This window comes from Cupriavidus sp. 2TAF22, assembly GCF_052115045.1.
Lineage (GTDB): Bacteria > Pseudomonadota > Gammaproteobacteria > Burkholderiales > Burkholderiaceae > Cupriavidus.
Genome location: NZ_JBFRFX010000033.1, coordinates 27,390 through 44,719 on the forward strand (window position 1 = coordinate 27,390; position 17,330 = coordinate 44,719).

Below are 17,330 nucleotides of genomic sequence, written 5' to 3' on the forward strand. Positions count from 1 at the left end.
GAACAAGCGTGCGTTGCCCCGTGTTCGACGCATGGCGCACGCTCGCATTTGACAGGGTCCGTCGCTTACGCCGCGCGCATCGTTGCGCCGACATTCGTCGAGACCCCCAAATCCTCAAGCAAGGGCAGTACTCTCTCGCCGATGAAGCTGAGGTCCTTGATGAAGTCAGGGACGATGAGCGTGATGCCGTCAAGCTCGGATTCAATAATGGTCTTGGCCAGGCGACGCGCGAGCGTCTCGGCCGATCCGGTCATTGCGCCACCAAGCACCGAGCTCACTCGTGCACCTTGGTCAATGAAGTACTGGGCAGCAAAATTCTGCTTGGCGCTGACGTCGGACGAGTACTCCGCCGTCTGGGTGGCGAGCGCGATACGGTCCACGCCTGCATCGAAATGGTCCAGGCGGGCCTGCGCATCGGCGTCCGTTTCACCGGGAATCAGTGTGAACAGACCGTACGTCTTGAACTCTGGCTTGCCGGCCTGAGCCGCGAGCTCCTTGGCTCGCCTGCCGCGGGCGATTGATGTCGCGTCATCGCTGGCCGTGAAGAAGCTGCCGTGGCAGTTGTCGATCGTGAACTGAAAACCACGGTCCGAAGCTCCGGCGCAGATGATGGTGGGCATCTTCGACGGCTTGGGATTCGACATGCAATCATTCAGCTCGTAGAACTGACCCTTATGGGTGACGCGATCCTCGGTCCAAAGGCGCTTGACGACGTTGATCCACTCATCCGCGAGCCCGTATCGCTGCGCGTGATCCAGCGGCTTCCACAAGCCAAGTTGGCCGAGGTCATGGGGGTTCGAACCGGAAACAAGATTCAGCCCGACCCGGCCATTGGAAATCTGGTCTATCGTGGCCACCATCTTTGCGACGAGAGCCGGAGGGAAGATCATCATGTGCACAGTTCCCCAGATCTTGATCGAGCTGGTAGCCTGCGCAAGGCCCGCCATCGTTGTCAGGGATTCGAGAGTGATATCCCAGTGCCTGGAGGGGCCGCCGTAGCCGCGCCACTTTGCCATGCTCAGGGCAAAATCGAAGCCCATCTTCTCGGCCAGGCGAGTGACCTGAAGATTGTGCTCATAGGTTCCGGGCGTTGCTGGGGCATTTACCGACGCAACCCAGCCATTGTTGCCAACCGGGATGAATACGCCGACTTCTGTTGCTCGCTTAGTTGTGGGCATCGCAGACCTCTCTAGATCATCAGAATGCTGGTTACAGCATGGGTTTAAAACAAGCAGGCTCAAGGCCTCGTTCTCAATGGATGGATTCGTTCGAAGCTATTCGGACGGTGACAGCAGCTTGCGAAAGGCGCTGCCGTGGAAGACCAGAGGTTCCACATGCGGGCGCATCGTCAACGCGATGATCTTGAGCAAGACAATGCCGTGATCGCCAGCAGGCATGACCGTCTCGACCGCGCACTCCATCCACACCGTCGCGCCATCGATCAACACCGCGTCGCCTGGGGTGGTGCCGAGACCGAGGCCATCAAACTTGTCTTCCGACCGCGAAGCCAGGCGGCGCACCGCGGCATCATGGCTGTGCCCCAGAAAGCTGATGCCCAGCCTTGGGGCCGTTGCCAGCTTTTCCCAAGTCTTCGAGGTCCACTGGATGCAGAATGAAACCAGCGGCGGATCAATCGACACCGGAACAAAACTGCTAGCCGCCATGCCTGCCGGGCGCCCGTCAATCATTGCGCACACACCCACTACACCCGTCGGGAAGCACCCATAGGCCTTGCGCAGGAACTCGCCGGACTCACCGCCTTTTTCCGCGAGCACCGAGAATGGCGGATCTGCCGCCAGCCACTTGATTGCGTTCTCTGACATGACTTACCCCCTTTGCGAGGACAGCAACGTGCGCACGATGGAGCCCCAACGATCTGCAAATGCATTGATTGCGGTGCCGTCCTCGAATGATTTTTCCAGCAGGTACAAGCCGGATGTGGGACAGGTAGCGCCGAGTTCGACAAGTACCGGTTTCAGGAGCAGGTCCGGCGCCATGGCATGGGCAGGCCCCGCTCCGAGCATGAGTGGCACGGCGACAACGCCTTGCATTCCGGTGCCGCCGGCGAACTGATCGAGGAACAGCTTGAGCAAGCCGGTGTAGGTGGCTTTGAAGGTCGGACTCGCGACAACGATGAGCCGGGAGCCGGAGACCGCTGACACGGCGCTATCTACCGCCGGCTCACCCCAACCAAGCAGCGACGCGCCGAGATCAACGACATCGATCACGGTATCCGGCGCCCGTCCAGTCAGGGCTTCGACCAGCATGGCCGCTGCGTGTGCAGTACGTGACTTTGGCTTTGGATTGCCAACGATGATTGTGGTAGTCATTTCCAACATGCCCTCGTGGGTTACGCTGCCTTCCGTATGGAGCACTCGTGCGCTCAGGTAGCTTCTGTGTGTAGCGATTTGACCATTCCGCCTCTGCCGCAGCTATCCACATATTTGGAGAAGCCTGTCCGGAAAATTTCGGGTGATTGGCAGGATATGAGCCGCTTGTTTTAGAGCACGCGACCGACCCGTCATGCGACGACTTTGTGGTCTGCGATGGGCTGAGAACATGGGGGCGGAGCGGGTGCGGGCAGGCGCCGTCGGGGCCAGGCAACCGTACTTTGAAGATGGGAAGAATGGCGGCCGCGCGGACTCATCGAGTCGGGAAAGATATGCCGCGGGAAGTTGCTATTGCGCTGGAGCAGGGCCAGCTTGCTGTGTCGACCTGGAGCCCGATGCCGCGGGCGGGCTACGTTCTGTTGCCACGTACGGTGCTCGCCGTACTACTGCTGTTGTGACCCGTAGCCGCCGGCCGAGAATGACGTCAACTTTGTGTCCCCCCCAGCTAGCCTGTGGGGGATCAGATTCGGCATACCGAACTAGCGACGTATCTTCCTGCTGATGGTCTCAGACGGCGTTTCGGAGAATTCGCGCTTGTAGTCGGCGGAGAATCGGCCAAAGTGGTTGAACCCTACGCCCAAGGCGATGGAAGATACGTTCTGCCTGGAAAGATCAGACAGCAATTCCGTGCGTGCCTGTCGCAAACGAAAGTGCTTCAGATAGGCAATGGGGGTAAATCCAAAATACTTGCGGAAGCTCTCGAACAACTTTAGCCGCGATACACCGGCGACTGCTTCGATATCCTCGAGATGTATCGTCTCTCTGAAGTTGGTTTCGATAAAGATCTTGGCGCGCGCGACGTATCCCGGGATCCTTGCACCCAGGGCCCTTCCGATCTGATCCGAATAGTTGCTTGGCTGGGCGATCAGGAGGCCCTTCAGCAGGGCCATCTCGATATCTCGGCTAAAAGTGCCGCAGCCGTATAGCTCTCTCGCGCATTCGACCTCACTGATGTAATGCTTGACCATCCTCCACCAGGCGCCGGCACTTCCCTCATTGCCCTTGATGCATGGCTCAAAGACCAGCAGTGCTTCAGTATGCTGTCCGAGAATCTCTTCGAGCACCCTCTCCAATGACTCTCGGGATATCGTGACAAGGATCTTCTTGCAGTTCCCGGTAATGTCCATCTGCAATGGCTGTTCTGGCGATACCGCAACGCCGCAGTCGATGTTCGATAACAGCGAACCCTGGGGACCCCTCAACTCCTGCTCGCCGGAAACCGGGATGCTGATGCTGTACGTCTTGAGAATCTCCCTGGCGCCAACATCCACGGTGATGTCCGTACCGTGCTCGATATACCCAACCGTGGTCGACATGCCCTTTAGCACTTGTCCGCTGTAACGAAACCTGAAACGATCAGGTGTCGGGATATGAACCGAATGCGGCCCGCAAAGCGCTTCTGAGAACGACCATGCTGCCTTGAGGTCTAGCTCGGCAGCCAGGATGGTGTCGTCGGCATAAAACTGGCTTTCCATCATGAACTCTGTGTACTAAATCAGTGGCGCGAAGCATGGGATGGGTTCGGCTAACCGCAACGCAAGTTCCATTCCTTTCTTCCGGCCAGCTAACTGCGCAAATATGGACCCACCAAGGGATGCTCTGCATGGCTCGTGCGCCTCAACTGAGGCCGACCGCACTATCGGGTTGCCTGCATACACCCGCCACACCAAGTTGCAGCGGGCTCCGCACTCAGATATGGAATACTTTATGTATAAAGTATTAGCGTACCCACTCTGCAACTTCTGGAGCATCAGCGTTTACCCGTGTCGTGAACGCCGACAAATCACGTAGTGGCCTTGCTCATTGCCCTCCACAACACCTTCGTCGCCTGCCGCAACGCCTCCTGGTCCGGCAGCCCCGGCCCTCCTCGCCGGCAAAAGATCATCAATCCCTGAGCGTGCGCTTCTATCAGCGTCGCTCGAATGGCGCACTCTTCCGCCGGCAAGGACGGGTTGATCGCCGCGATCAGATCGTGCCAGATCTGCTGGAACTGTTTGTTCCCCTCCCCCACAAGTTCCTTCACCGAAGGGTCGTGCTCGGCAAGCGTCCAGCACTCGAGAACAAATGGCGTTACGTTGGAACTTGCGGCAAGAACCTCATCAAAGAATTCATCGATGATCGTATTCAACCGATCTTCAGGCGATTGCAGCTTATTGGAACTCAGCTTCGCGTAACGTTCGATGTAACGACCGTACATTTCGCGGATCGTTGCCGTCAGCAATTGTTCTCGTGTGGCGAAATAGTGCTGCAATGTACTAAGCCGGATTCCGACTTCCCCAGCTACCCGGTTGATGCTGTAACCGCCATACCCCTCTTCCGCAAATACCTTGATCGAAGCCTCAATCAACTCCGGAACGCGACTTGCGCGATTCCCTCGCAGTCTTGTCCGCGCTTCCGTTTTCTTCCCATAAATATCCGCTGAAGTAAACTCGATCTTTTTCACTTTATTTCGTCAAAATAGATTTCCATTTATCCATTCCACCCGGCCTTGCCTGCAGATCAGTTCAAACGGCCGAACGCCGGGTCATTTCCCCCGTCTCCGCAGGACGAGGGATTAGCCAGGTCCTGGCGAGAGCCTTGATCAAACCAATTCCAGTACGCAACGCAGCTCGGGGGTCACGCAAACAGTTCTCAACCTGTGAGCTACGGCTCTGGCCATAAATACACCATGTACAAAAGTGCTCACAATTGTTCGTAATCAGATTGTATTGATGCTCGCCAAGGCGGGAACAGGCTCGCTCTACGGTTTCCATCGGTGAAAAGGCTGGAAGCGCCTGGAATTCGATCTGGAGATCCTGACCGGACGCGAACTCGCCAACGCTTACTGCCTCCACCTGGCCACTGAGCCACTTCTCACAAAATCCAGAGTAATGAACGACTTTTCCACCACCGACATAAATGCCGTGATGCCGATAGCCGTCCCGAGTCGTGCTTACGTGAGCACCCGGGAACAGAATCGGGTTGCCTGAACATGCAGGCAATCCAACAAGGCGGTCGATACGATGGCCCGTGGTACATCTGGAAATATCGTAGCGCATAGGTCTCTCCCCGCCGCATCAGAGGAGCGACTATCGTGTGAATCACTGCAAGTCGCCTGCTTGCATAATAGGTTGACATACCTATAAATCAACGGTATTTACCCTATATATGTTACGTTTTAAGCATTTATATCTAATTTTATAGGTTATGCAACCCATTTTTCAATAGGCTAGCGAACCGATAGACTCCCAAATGCGCACAACCAGGCATCTTGCTCAGGCGGGGCCGTCGCAGCTTTCCCCCGCCGGATTGCGCCCTTGCACTGTAAGCGGCCCCACCCGCACCCAAGCAGTGCATGCCGTGCGCATTTCCGCACCAGGGCATGGCATCGCACGCCGCTGCGTGGCGCAACAAGGCGGTTGCGAATCACTTTCTCATCCCCGGTTCCGTTCCCAGGCACTGGCATGGCGTTTGCTTATTCTCGGTCAGGGAGGCGACCTAGCGTCGCTCACCGAAGGGTAGCTAGGGTTCCGGTCGTGCCATGCGCACGATGCCTGGTCCGAGAGCAACCGGCCTCAGGCGCGCTAGTTCGCGCCCAGGCTCCACGGCGGGACAAAAGCCCGGGAGGTTCACTTCGTTGAGAGGTGGCTTCCCTGCCATTTGTCACCGCCGATCGGAGCCGAACCATGCCTGCATTTCCTTTCTCACGTCCTTCGCGACGCCCGTTCCGGCGTACGTGCGCCGGCCTGCTGAGCGCTGCGCTGCTTGCCATTGGCCTCGCCGGTGCACGGCCGGCCATGGCCGAAATCAAGGTCGGTGTGTCCGACTGGCCGGGATGGGTTGCCTGGTACGTCGCCGAGCAAAAGGGCTTCTTCAAGAAGCATGGCGCGGACGTGAAGCTGGTCTGGTTCGCCAACTACACCGACTCGATCGCGGCGCTCTCCTCGGGGCAACTCGACGCCAACTCCCAGACCTGGTCGGACACCCTCGGGCCGCTGGCCAAGGGCCTGCCGCTCAAGGCCGTGCTGGTCAACGACAACTCCTCGGGCAACGATGCGCTGGTGGTCAGCGGCAAGATCAAGTCCTTCGCCGATCTCAAGGGCAAGACCGTTGCGCTGGAGCAGTACAGCATCTCGCACTTCGTGCTGGTCACGGCGCTGGCCAGGAACGGCCTCAAGCCCTCCGACGTCAAGATCACCAACCTCTCGGCCGGCGACGCTGCCGCAGCCTTCATGACCGGCCGCGTGGACGCGGCGGTGGTCTGGAACCCGTGGATCGACCAGATCACCCGCAGCGGCAAGGGCCGCGCGCTGTTCACCTCCAAGGACATGCCGGGCCTGATCCCGGACCTGCTGGTCGCGCAAGAGAAAGCGATCCGCGCCAAGCGCCGCGACCTGGTCGGCATGATCCGCGCCTGGTTCGACACCGAGAAGTTCATCCGCGAGCAACCCGCCGAGGCGGCGCGGATCATGGCCAAGGTGGTCAGCATGAAGCCCGATGAGTACAGCGTCTTCCTGCCCGGCACGAAGTTCTTCGATGTCGCCGCGAACCACGGCGCGCTGGACCCGGCGCAAGCCACCTCGTTGCAGGCCGTCACGCCGACCATTGCGGCATTCCTGCTGGAGAACAAGCTGATCGACGGCAAGCCGGACCCGGCGCGCGGCGTCGATGCCAGCCTGCTGGCCGATGCGCTGAAGTGAGACAGACATGAGCGAGAACACAGCACGCCTGCCCTCCACCGCGCGCGCGGCGCACGTACTGCCCCCATCGGCGGCCACGGCCAACGCCACGCCAGCCACGCCTTCATTCCACGCCAAGCGCCAGCCCTGGTGGGGCATACGCAGCGCCATCCCGGCGCACCGCACGGCGGCGCTGGTCAGCCTTGGCCTGCTGCTGCCGCTGGTGGCCTGGGCCTGGCTGGCCGCCAGCGGCTGGGTCGAGCCGGTCTTCATGCCCGGCCCTCTGCAGGTGCTGCAACGGCTGCACGGCTGGTATGCCGACGAGGGCCTGGCCGGCGACATCGGCATCAGCACGCTGCGCGTGCTCTCGGGCTGGGCCTTGTCCGCGGTGATCGCCCTGCCACTGGGCCTGGCGATCGGCACGTTCCGCAGCGTGCAGGCCTTGCTGGAGCCGCTGACCGATTTCGTGCGCTATATGCCGGCGGTGGCCTTTATCCCGCTGGTGATGGTGTGGGTTGGCATCGATGAGGGCGCCAAGATCGCCATCATCTTCATCGGCACGTTCTTCCAGATGGTGCTGATGGTGGCCGAGGACGTGCGCCGCGTGCCGATGGCGCAGATCGAAGCGGCCCAGACCATGGGCGCAAGCCGCGGCGAAGTGATCCGGCTGGTCATCGTCCCCGCCGCCAAGCCAGCCTTGCTCGATACGCTGCGCATCACCATGGGCTGGGCCTGGACCTACCTGGTTGTGGCCGAGCTGGTAGCGGCCAGCTCGGGCCTGGGCTTCTCGATCCTGAAGGCGCAGCGCTTCTTGCAGACCGACAAGATCTTCGCCGGCATCCTGCTGATCGGCGTGATCGGCCTGGCGATCGACCAGTTGCTGCGCTGGACGCACCGGCGCGCGTTTCCCTACCTGCACGCGAGGCGCTAAAGCCATGTCCATGACGCTCTCCCCCAAGCTGCGCGTGCGCGGCGTATGGAAATTCTTCGGCCGCGGCAAGACGCACGATGGCACGCCTGACAGCACGCCCCCGGCCGCATTGCAGGACATCCACCTGGATATCGCCAACAACGAGTTCGTCACGCTGGTGGGCGCATCCGGCTGCGGCAAGTCCACGCTGCTGCGCTCGCTCGCCGGCCTGGAGCCGCACAGCGCGGGCGAGCTGCTGTGCGACGGCAAGCCGATCGAAGGCCCGGGCCCGCAGCGCGCGATGGTGTTCCAGCACTACAGCCTCTACCCGTGGCTGACGGTGATCGAGAACATCCGCTTCTGCCGCGAGCTGAAGGTCAACACCAGCAGCCGGACCAGCGCCGATGTGGAAGCCGCCTCCGGGCGGGCCGATGCCTTGCTGCGCCTGATGGGGCTATGCCACGTCAAGGATGCCTACCCCGGCCAGCTGTCGGGCGGCATGCAGCAGCGCGTGGCCATTGCGCGTGCGCTGATGAGCCGCCCGCCGGTGCTGCTGATGGACGAGCCCTTCGGCGCACTGGATGCGCAAACCCGCGAGGTCATGCACGACCTGATCCTGCACGTGCACCGGCTGGAGCAAAGCACCATCGTGTTCGTCACGCACGATGTGGAAGAGGCGATCTACCTCGGGCAACGCGTGGTCCTGATGGCGCCGCGCCCCGGACGCATCGACACCGTCTACGAGGTGCCGCTGCCGGCCGCGCGCACGCAGGAGATGAAGCTCTCCTCCGAATTCCTGAACCTCAAGCGCGAGGTGCTCGCGCGCATCCGCGCCACCTCCGGCATGCAGACGGATTTCGAATTGCTCGAGCAGCTCTCGCATGCCGCATCCACCGACCTCGCACCCGAGCCGCAGGCCTGAGTTGCCACCCGGAGACCAACAGAATGGAAACCCCTGAACACGCCTTTGCGAACCCGTCCGTGCATGCCGCGGTGGATGTCATCGACCACTGGCGCCGCTTTGCCCCCGACCTGCCCGCCAGCCAGGTGGCCTGGAGCGAAGTCCTGCCCGGCGGCTGCCACTGGAGCTGGCGCTTGTCGCGCGGCATGGCCCTGCGCTTTGCCGCCCTGGACGCGCGCGCCAACTGCTCCGTGGTGCTCTACGCCGCGCATGACCGGCTGGAGCGCTACAGCATGCCCGACACCTGCAAGGCGCTGCACACCGCGCATTTCACGCGCGGCCATGTGCTGATGAGCGATATGGGCCGCGCCATGGCCTCGATCACGCACGACACACTGGGCTGGCACGACCCGTTCGGCGGCTTGCTGGACGCCGCGCGCCTGCATGAGAAGTACGGCGAGCAGCGTTTCGGGCAACACCGCAACGCCATGTACCGCGCGGGCCGCGATGGCCTGCTGATCGAAATCGGCAAGTACGGCCTCGGCGCGCGCGACCTGATCGCGCCGGTCAACCTGTTCAGCAAGATCGCCGTGGACGCGCACGGCAACTTCGCCTTCGATGCCAGCCTGGCGGTGCAAGGCAGCTCGGTGGAACTGCGCTGCGACATGGACCTGATCGTGGCCGTCTCCACCGCCCCGCATCCGCTGGACCCGCGCCCCGGCTACGCGCCCGGCAGGGTGGGCGTCGCGGCCTGGCGCAACGGCCCGGCCCCGGCCGACGACTTCTGCCGCGGCTACCGCCCCGAATGCGCGCGCGCCTTGCACAACGCCGATGTGTTCGCGCTGTCCTGAAGACCACGAGGAACCGATATGACCAACGCTGCCACCGCTACCCTGCGCACGAGTTCGCTGGACCCCGCGCACGCGACGCTGCGCCACCGCCAGCCGGCGGGTGAGCCCTGGCTCACCGAAATCCGCGCCGGGCAGACCGTGCGCATCGTCGACCTGGAAGGCAACCAGGCCGCCGACGTGCTGTTCTACAACCGGCATGACGTGGCCGAGCATTACAGCGCCACCGATACGCTGCTGCGCCAGGGCGGCATCTACCTCAGCAGTGGCTCGGTGCTGGTGTCAAGCGCTGGCCGGCCGATGCTGACCATCGTGGCCGACACCTGCGGGCGCCACGACACCCTGGGCGGCGCCTGCGCGGCCGAAAGCAACACCGTGCGCTACGCGCTGCAGAAGAAGTTCATGCACTCCTGCCGCGACAACTACCTGCTGGCGATGGCGCATGCCGACGTGGGCCTGAGCAAGCGCGACCTGGTGCCCAACATCAACTTCTTCATGAACGTGCCAGTCACGCCGGAAGGCGGCCTGTGCTTTGCCGATGGCATCTCCGGCCCGGGCAAGTATGTGGAGCTGCGCGCCGAGATGGACGTCTGGATGCTGGTGTCCAACTGCCCGCAGCTCAACAACCCGTGCAACGCGTACAACCCCACGCCGGTGGAGTTCATCGTGTGGGATGCCGCGATCACTGCCCGCGCGCGGATCGCGTAGCGCGCAGAACGTAGTACCAGCTTGCCCATTCCGCGCCCCAAGGGCGCCGCTGCGGGACGACCCGCAGCCGAGATGATTCCCGCAGGACGACCTGCCCCGAGGGAACCACCCGCATGTCCTCGCCATCTCAACGCTTCGACACCGTCCTGATCGCCAATCGCGGCGCCATCGCCTGCCGCATCATCCGTACCCTGCGCGCGCTTGGCCTGCGCTCGGTCGCCGTCTACTCCGAAGCCGACGTGGATTCGGCCCACGTTGCGCAAGCTGATGTGGCGGTCTGCATCGGCCCGGCGCCCGCGGCGCAGAGCTACCTCGATGCCGGGCGCATCCTGGCCGCCGCCCGCGAGACCGGCGCTGGCGCCATTCATCCCGGCTACGGCTTCCTGTCCGAGAACGCCGGCTTTGCCGAAGCCTGCGAAGCCGCCGGCATTGCCTTCATCGGCCCGACGCCCGCCCAGATGCGCGCATTTGGCCTCAAGCACACGGCCCGCGCGCTGGCCGAACAGCACCGCGTACCGTTGCTGCCGGGCAGCGGGCTGCTGCCCGGCCTGGCCGTCGCGCGTGCCGAAGCGCTGCGCATCGGCTATCCCGTCATGCTCAAGAGCACTGCCGGTGGTGGCGGCATCGGCATGCGGCTGATCCGCAGCGAGGCCGAGCTGGCGCCCGCCTTTGAAGCGGTGGAGCGCCTGGCGCGCGCCAACTTCAAGGATGCCGGGCTGTTCCTGGAGAAGTTTGTCGAGCGCGCCCGCCATATCGAGGTGCAGTTGTTCGGCGATGGCCAAGGCAAGGTGGTCACGCTCGGCGAGCGCGATTGCTCGGCGCAGCGCCGCAACCAGAAAGTCATCGAGGAAACACCCGCGCCAGGGCTGGATGCGGCCACGCGCAGCGCGCTGCTGGGCGCCGCCGAGCGGCTTGGCCAGGCGGTTGGCTACCGCTCCGCCGGCACGGTGGAATTCGTGCTCGACGCGGACACCGGCGCCTTTTACTTCCTGGAGGTCAACACGCGCCTGCAGGTGGAGCACGGCGTGACCGAACAGGTCACGGGCATCGACCTGGTCGCATGGATGGTGCGGCTGGCGCGTGGCGAGGACTTCGCGCTGGCAGCCCCCGCACCGCGCGGCGCCTCGATCCAGGTGCGCCTCTATGCAGAAGACCCCGCGCGCAACTTCCAGCCTAGCGCGGGCTTGCTGACTGAAGTGCGCTTTCCTGAAGACGCCCGGATCGACACCTGGATTGGCGCGGGCAGCGAGGTGCCGCCGCACTACGACCCCATGCTCGCCAAGCTGATCGTCACCGGCACCGACCGCGAAGACGCTGTGGCAAAGCTGCAGGCGGCGCTTGGCACGACGCGGCTGGCGGGCATCGAGACCAACCTGCGCTACCTGCGCGCGGTGGCAGCCAGCGACGAGTTCATCCACGGGCGCATCATCACGCGCTCGCTGGCGGATTTCACCTACCGGCCCAACGCGGTCGAAGTGCTGGACGGCGGCGTGCAGACCACGGTGCAGGACTGGCCTGGCCGCGCCGGCTACTGGGACGTGGGCGTGCCGCCGTCCGGCCCCATGGACGACCTGGCGTTCCGCCTGGCCAACCGCCTGGTCGGCAACCCAGGCACCGCCGCCGGGCTGGAATGCACGCTGAGCGGGCCGACGCTGCGCTTTCACCATGATGCGGTCATCGCGCTGTGCGGCGCGCCCATGCCAGCCACGCTGGATGGCGTGGCGCTGGCGCCCTGGCAATCGCACCGCGTGGCCGCGGGCAGCGTGCTGCGCCTGGGCGCGGTGGCCACCGGCGGCAGCCGCGCCTACCTGGCCGTGCGCGGCGGCATGGATGTGCCGCACTACCTCGGCAGCCGCTCCACCTTTACGCTGGGCCAGTTCGGCGGCCATGCCGGCCGTACACTGCGCACCGCCGACATGCTGCACATCGGCAGTGAAACCGCCGGCGAGCCGGTAGCAGCGCTGGCGCACGATCAGATCCCGGCCTATGCCGGCGGCAACCACGCCTGGGATATCGCGGTGCTGTACGGCCCGCACGGCGCACCGGACTTCTTCACCGGCGACGACATCGACGCGTTTTTCGGCACCGAATGGCAGGTGCACTACAACTCCAGCCGCACCGGCGTGCGCCTGATCGGCCCCAAGCCAATGTGGGCGCGCCGCGACGGCGGCGAGGCGGGGCTGCATCCCTCCAACATCCACGACAACGCCTACGCCATCGGCGCCATCGACTTCACCGGCGACATGCCGGTGATCCTCGGCCCGGATGGTCCCAGCCTGGGCGGCTTTGTCTGCCCGGCCGTGGTGATTGCCGCCGAGCGCTGGAAGCTCGGCCAGTTGCGCCCGGGCGACGCAGTGCGCTTTCATGGCGTGACGCAGGAGCAGGCCGCGCAGCGGCAGGCGGCGCAGGACCGCTGGGTGCGCGAGCTGAGCGCGCACCCGGCCTTCCTGCCCGACACAGGAGCCGGCGCCGGCGAACACGGCTCGCCGATCCTGCGCCAGCGCGCGGCCTCGGCCAGCCGCCCCGGCCTGGTCGTGCGCCAGGCGGGTGACCGCTACCTGCTGGTGGAGCTGGGCGAGCTGCAGCTCGACATTGCCTTGCGCATGCGCATCCATGCGCTGCATGCCGCGCTGCAAGCCCTGCGGCTCGACGGCGTGGTTGACCTGACACCAGGCATCCGCTCGCTGCAGGTGCATTTCGACCCGCGCCGGCTCGCGCGTGCCGCCCTGATCGACACCATCCTGGCCGCGGACGATGCGCTGGGCGATACCGACGACCTCGTCGTGCCATCGCGCACCGTGCATCTGCCGCTATCGTGGGACGACAGCGCCACGCGGCTGGCCATCGACAAATACATGCAATCGGTGCGCCCGGACGCGCCGTGGTGCCCTAGCAATATCGAGTTCATCCGCCGCATCAACGGGCTCGATTCGGTCGAGGCGGTGCAGCGCATCGTCTTCGATGCCAGCTACCTGGTGCTGGGGCTGGGCGACGTGTACCTGGGCGCGCCCGTGGCCACGCCGCTGGACCCGCGCCACCGGCTGGTCACCACCAAGTACAACCCGGCCCGCACCTGGACGCCGGAGAACGCGGTGGGCATCGGCGGCGCCTATATGTGCGTCTATGGCATGGAAGGGCCCGGCGGCTACCAGTTCGTTGGCCGCACGCTGCAGATGTGGAACCGCTGGCGCGACGCGCAAAGCGGCGCCGCCGACTTCGACGCGGGCAAGCCGTGGCTGCTGCGCTTCTTCGACCAGATCCGCTTCTATCCTGTCAGCGAAGACGATCTCACCAAGATCCGGCGCGACTTCCCCGCGGGTCGCTATCCGCTGCGCATCGAGCAAGGCACGTTTGGCATGCGCGACTACCGTCGCTTCCTGGACAAGCATGCAACGGATATCGCGGCGTTCAGGCAATGCCAGCAAGCCGCGTTCGGCGCGGAGCGGGAACGCTGGCGCGCGCTCGGGCAGGCCGAGTACGTGGACGAAACGCAGGCGCCCTCCGCCGCTGCGGCCCACGCCACCGAACTCCCGGAGCAAGCCCATGTGGTGTGCAGCCAGGTACCCGGCAGCGTGTGGCGCGTGCTGGTAAAGGAAGGCGACGCGGTGGCCGAGGGCGACACGCTGGCCATCGTGGAATCGATGAAGATGGAGTTTGCCATCACGGCGCCTTGCGCCGGCTACGCCTGGCGCGTGGCCTGCCGCGAAGGCGCGCCCGTGAGCGCCGGGCAGGAAGTCGTCATCGTGGTGCCGCAAAGCGTGGCAGCGAAGGAGGCAGCATGACGGTCCCCTTCTCGCTCGATATCGCCTCGCTGCAAGCGGCTTACCAACGCGGCGAACGCACGCCCACCGAGGTCATCGAAGCGGTGATTGCGGCGACAGAGCACGATCCGCATCACGCGTGGATCCATCGCCTCGACGCCACGGCCCTGCGTGCCCGGGCAAGGGAGCTGGAACAGAACGGGCCGGCCGGCCTGCCCTTGTACGGCATTCCGTTCGCGATCAAGGACAACATCGACCTGGCCGGCGTGCCGACCACGGCCGCCTGCCCGGACTACACCTATATGCCGGCCCGCAGTGCTTTCGTGGTGCAACGGCTGCTGGATGCCGGCGCCATTGCCGTGGGCAAGACCAACCTCGACCAGTTCGCCACCGGGCTCAACGGCACCCGCTCGCCCTATGGCGCCTGCCACAATGCCTTCGATCCCGAGCGCATCTCCGGCGGCTCCAGCTCCGGCTCCGCCGTGGCGGTGGCCCTGGGGCAGGTGAGCTTCGCGCTGGGCACCGACACGGCGGGCTCCGGCCGCGTGCCCGCCGCGTTCAATCACCTGGTGGGGCTCAAGCCGAGCTGCGGTCTGCTGTCGACCAGCGGCGTGGTGCCGGCCTGCCGCTCGCTCGATACGCCCTCGGTCTTCGCGCTGACCGCCGACGACGCGCACCGTGTGTTCGCGGTGGCGCAGGGCTTCGATGCCGACGACCCCTATGCGCGCCCGGTCCAGCCGCATGGTTTCGACTTCGGCGTCGCTGCTGCATTCCGCCTCGGCGTGCCGGCGCCGGGGCAGCTGCGCTTCTTCCAGCCAGGCTATGCCGACGCCTTCGCCCAAGCGTGCGCGCATGCCCGCGCGCTGGGCGCCGAGCTGGTCGAGATTGATTTCGCCCCGTTCCTCGAAGCCGCCCGGCTGCTGTACGAAGGCCCCTGGGTGGCCGAGCGCTACCAGGCCATCCGCGCCTTCGTCGATGCGCATCCGCATTCGCTGTACCCGGTCACGCAGCAGATCACGCTGGGCGGCGCCACACCGCTGGCCGCCGATGCCTTCGCCGCCATGTACCGGCTGCGCGCGCTGCAGCGCCAGAGCGAAGCCGCCTGGGCCCAGGCGGACGCCCTGCTGCTGCCCACCGTACCTGGGCATCCGACCATCGCCGCCATGCTGGCGGAGCCGGTCGCGCGCAACAGCGAGCTGGGCCTGTACACCAACTTCATGAACCTGCTGGACTGCGCCGGCATTGCCGTGCCCGCCGGCTTCCTCGCCGACGGTCTGCCCTTCGGCATCACGCTGGTCGCGCCGGCCCACCAGGACGTGCCGCTGCTGCATCTGGCGCGGCGCTGGCAATATGCCCTGCAAGGACGCGCGGCCACGATGGGCGCAACGGGCAGGACGTTGCCCGCCGCCGCCAGTGTGCCGCCCGCCGGGCGCAGCGGCCAGCTGCAAGTCGCCGTCTGCGGCGCCCACCTGCAAGGCCAGCCCCTGCACCACCAGCTGGCCGAGCGTGGCGCGCGCCTGCTGGCACGTACCCGCACGGCGCCGAGCTACCGCCTCTACGCGCTGGCCGGCGCCGGCGTGCAGCGGCCCGGCCTTGTACGCGTGGGGCAAGCCGAAGGTGCCGCCATCGAGGTCGAAGTATGGGAGATGCCCGAGGCCCGCTTCGGCAGCTTCGCCGCCGGCATTCCCGCGCCCCTCGGTATCGGCCGCACCGTACTGGCCGACGGCAGCAGCGTTCCAGGCTTTATCTGCGAACCGTGCGGCATAGCCGGCGCGACCGACATCACGGAATTTGGCGGCTGGCGGGCGTGGCGCGCCCACCAGGCAGCCATCGGCACGGAGCCGCCGCCGCACTGAGCCCCCCGCCGTTCTCTCCTGTTTGCCGTTTTTTGTTCCCATCCACCCACTGGTCCCAACCGTGAGTTCCACCATGTTCGCCCCTACTACAGGCACGCCCTCCCATCGTCCGTCGTCGCCGCGCGTGGTTCCCGCGTGGCTGGCCGCTTGCGCGCTGCTAGCCTGCGCAGCGCCGGTCACGGCCCAGGATAGCGGCCAAGCCGCCCAAGCCGCCGAGGCGAATGCGCCGGAAGCCGCACCTGCGGAGCCGGCCGGCCCTTACACGTTCACGGGCCATCTCGACGCCGTCTCCCGCTATGTCCTGCGCGGCGCCACCACCACCTACGGCAACGGCGCCCCACTGGGTAACGCCGGCGGCGACGCCCCGGAATCCTCGCGGCCAGCACTGCAATGGGGCGTGGACCTGGCGCATGAAAGCGGCTGGAGCATCGGCTACTGGGCGTCGATGATCAACTACTCGTACCAGCAACTGGGCAACTCCTACAGCGACCGCTCGATCACCAGCTTCCAGACCGCGAAGTCGATCGAGAACGATTTCTACGGGGCCTATAGCGGGAAGATCGTCGGGGACCTCGGCTACACGGTCGGGATGACGGCCTATTACTACATCAATGGCTCCCATGCCAATGCGCTGGAATCCAGGCTCGGCCTGAGCTATGGGCCGTTCAGCCTGAATGCGCAGACGCTGCTCAACGATGTGGTGTGGGGGAACAAGGGGGATACGTACTGGACGCTGGTCTATACCAAGACCTTGCCCTATGGCATTACCTTCACCGGCACGGTGGGGGCATACACGTACAAGAAGGAGGGAAAGTACCTTGGCACCACTGATACGCTCAGCGGGACTTCATGCGGGCCACATGGCGCGTTTGTCGTCAATGGATGCTTTGCGGGGAATACGCCGTACAGCGGAGCCTTCCGGCATCTCACACTGGCGCTTGCCGCGCCGATTCCCGGGACGCCGCTTAGCGCAGGGCTTCAGTGGATTATTGGGGGGTATAACCGGTTTGGGGTGCATCAGGAGAATCGGGTCTTGGCTTCGGTTAGTTATGGGTTTTGAGCGAATTGGGAAGCAGGACAACTGTCAAGTCGCAGTCAGTGCTTCTTTGGCTACCAAGTCTATCTACCGGGGGAGTGGGCTGAAGATACTTAGCGGCGCCGGTAGGCGGATTTCCCACCGACGTGAGGTTCCTGACGAAGGACGTCCCGGGAAGGGGGCTGTAAAGCCTCTCGGTCCCAAGACCAAGTTTGCCAGCGAGCCTGCGCTCCACGCGATAGGTCGCGAAGAGTACATTGAC

The 17,330-nt window shown here is 64.6% G+C and carries 14 protein-coding genes and 1 riboswitch; of the genes, 8 read left to right on the forward strand and 6 right to left on the reverse strand.

The window, feature by feature from the left end:
• Positions 1–65: 65 nt before the first annotated feature.
• The 6 genes from AB4Z48_RS30310 to AB4Z48_RS30335 form a co-directional block, all read right to left on the reverse strand.
• Positions 66–1,178, reverse strand: a complete 1,113-nt coding sequence (locus AB4Z48_RS30310) for an LLM class flavin-dependent oxidoreductase (protein WP_441620853.1) — start codon at positions 1,176–1,178, stop codon at positions 66–68.
• Between the two features lie 96 nt (positions 1,179–1,274).
• Positions 1,275–1,823 (reverse strand): flavin reductase family protein, encoded by a 549-nt coding sequence (locus tag AB4Z48_RS30315; protein WP_441620855.1) that lies wholly within the window; start codon positions 1,821–1,823, stop codon positions 1,275–1,277.
• 3 nt (positions 1,824–1,826) lie between these two features.
• Positions 1,827–2,339 (reverse strand): NAD(P)H-dependent oxidoreductase, encoded by a 513-nt coding sequence (locus AB4Z48_RS30320; RefSeq protein ID WP_441620857.1) that lies wholly within the window; start codon positions 2,337–2,339, stop codon positions 1,827–1,829.
• Positions 2,340–2,869: 530 nt separating this feature from the next.
• Entirely contained in the window at positions 2,870–3,868 is a 999-nt protein-coding gene (locus tag AB4Z48_RS30325; protein WP_441620859.1) for an AraC family transcriptional regulator, read from the reverse strand.
• A gap of 305 nt (positions 3,869–4,173) precedes the next feature.
• A complete protein-coding gene (locus AB4Z48_RS30330) occupies positions 4,174–4,833 on the reverse strand; it encodes a TetR/AcrR family transcriptional regulator (RefSeq protein ID WP_441620861.1) in 660 nt (219 codons plus the stop codon).
• A 61-nt stretch (positions 4,834–4,894) separates the two neighbouring features.
• Positions 4,895–5,428 (reverse strand): lecithin retinol acyltransferase family protein, encoded by a 534-nt coding sequence (locus tag AB4Z48_RS30335; protein WP_441620863.1) that lies wholly within the window; start codon positions 5,426–5,428, stop codon positions 4,895–4,897.
• 452 nt (positions 5,429–5,880) lie between these two features.
• Positions 5,881–5,998, forward strand: a riboswitch (guanidine-I (ykkC/yxkD leader).
• A gap of 57 nt (positions 5,999–6,055) precedes the next feature.
• On the opposite strand from AB4Z48_RS30335, the gene AB4Z48_RS30340 reads away from it, so the two are divergent.
• From AB4Z48_RS30340 to AB4Z48_RS30375, 8 genes are all read left to right on the forward strand, one after another.
• Positions 6,056–7,069 (forward strand): ABC transporter substrate-binding protein, encoded by a 1,014-nt coding sequence (locus tag AB4Z48_RS30340; protein WP_441620865.1) that lies wholly within the window; start codon positions 6,056–6,058, stop codon positions 7,067–7,069.
• A 7-nt stretch (positions 7,070–7,076) separates the two neighbouring features.
• Positions 7,077–7,979 (forward strand): ABC transporter permease, encoded by a 903-nt coding sequence (locus AB4Z48_RS30345; protein WP_441620867.1) that lies wholly within the window; start codon positions 7,077–7,079, stop codon positions 7,977–7,979.
• Between the two features lie 4 nt (positions 7,980–7,983).
• Complete coding sequence (locus AB4Z48_RS30350; RefSeq protein WP_441620869.1) at positions 7,984–8,880, forward strand: ABC transporter ATP-binding protein; 897 nt, start codon at positions 7,984–7,986, stop codon at positions 8,878–8,880.
• A gap of 23 nt (positions 8,881–8,903) precedes the next feature.
• Complete coding sequence (locus AB4Z48_RS30355) at positions 8,904–9,710, forward strand: urea amidolyase associated protein UAAP1 (RefSeq protein WP_441620871.1); 807 nt, start codon at positions 8,904–8,906, stop codon at positions 9,708–9,710.
• A gap of 18 nt (positions 9,711–9,728) precedes the next feature.
• Positions 9,729–10,415 carry an urea amidolyase associated protein UAAP2 gene (locus AB4Z48_RS30360; protein ID WP_441620873.1) on the forward strand — a complete coding sequence of 229 codons (687 nt, stop codon included), beginning with the start codon at positions 9,729–9,731 and terminating at the stop codon, positions 10,413–10,415.
• A gap of 113 nt (positions 10,416–10,528) precedes the next feature.
• Positions 10,529–14,197, forward strand: a complete 3,669-nt coding sequence (uca, locus tag AB4Z48_RS30365; RefSeq protein ID WP_441620875.1) for an urea carboxylase — start codon at positions 10,529–10,531, stop codon at positions 14,195–14,197.
• Positions 14,194–16,032, forward strand: coding sequence for an allophanate hydrolase (gene atzF, locus AB4Z48_RS30370; RefSeq protein WP_441620877.1), 1,839 nt, complete (start codon positions 14,194–14,196; stop codon positions 16,030–16,032). Before uca ends, atzF begins: the two co-directional genes overlap by 4 nt.
• A gap of 73 nt (positions 16,033–16,105) precedes the next feature.
• Positions 16,106–17,092, forward strand: a complete 987-nt coding sequence (locus AB4Z48_RS30375; protein ID WP_441620879.1) for a TorF family putative porin — start codon at positions 16,106–16,108, stop codon at positions 17,090–17,092.
• The last annotated feature ends 238 nt before the right edge of the window (positions 17,093–17,330 follow it).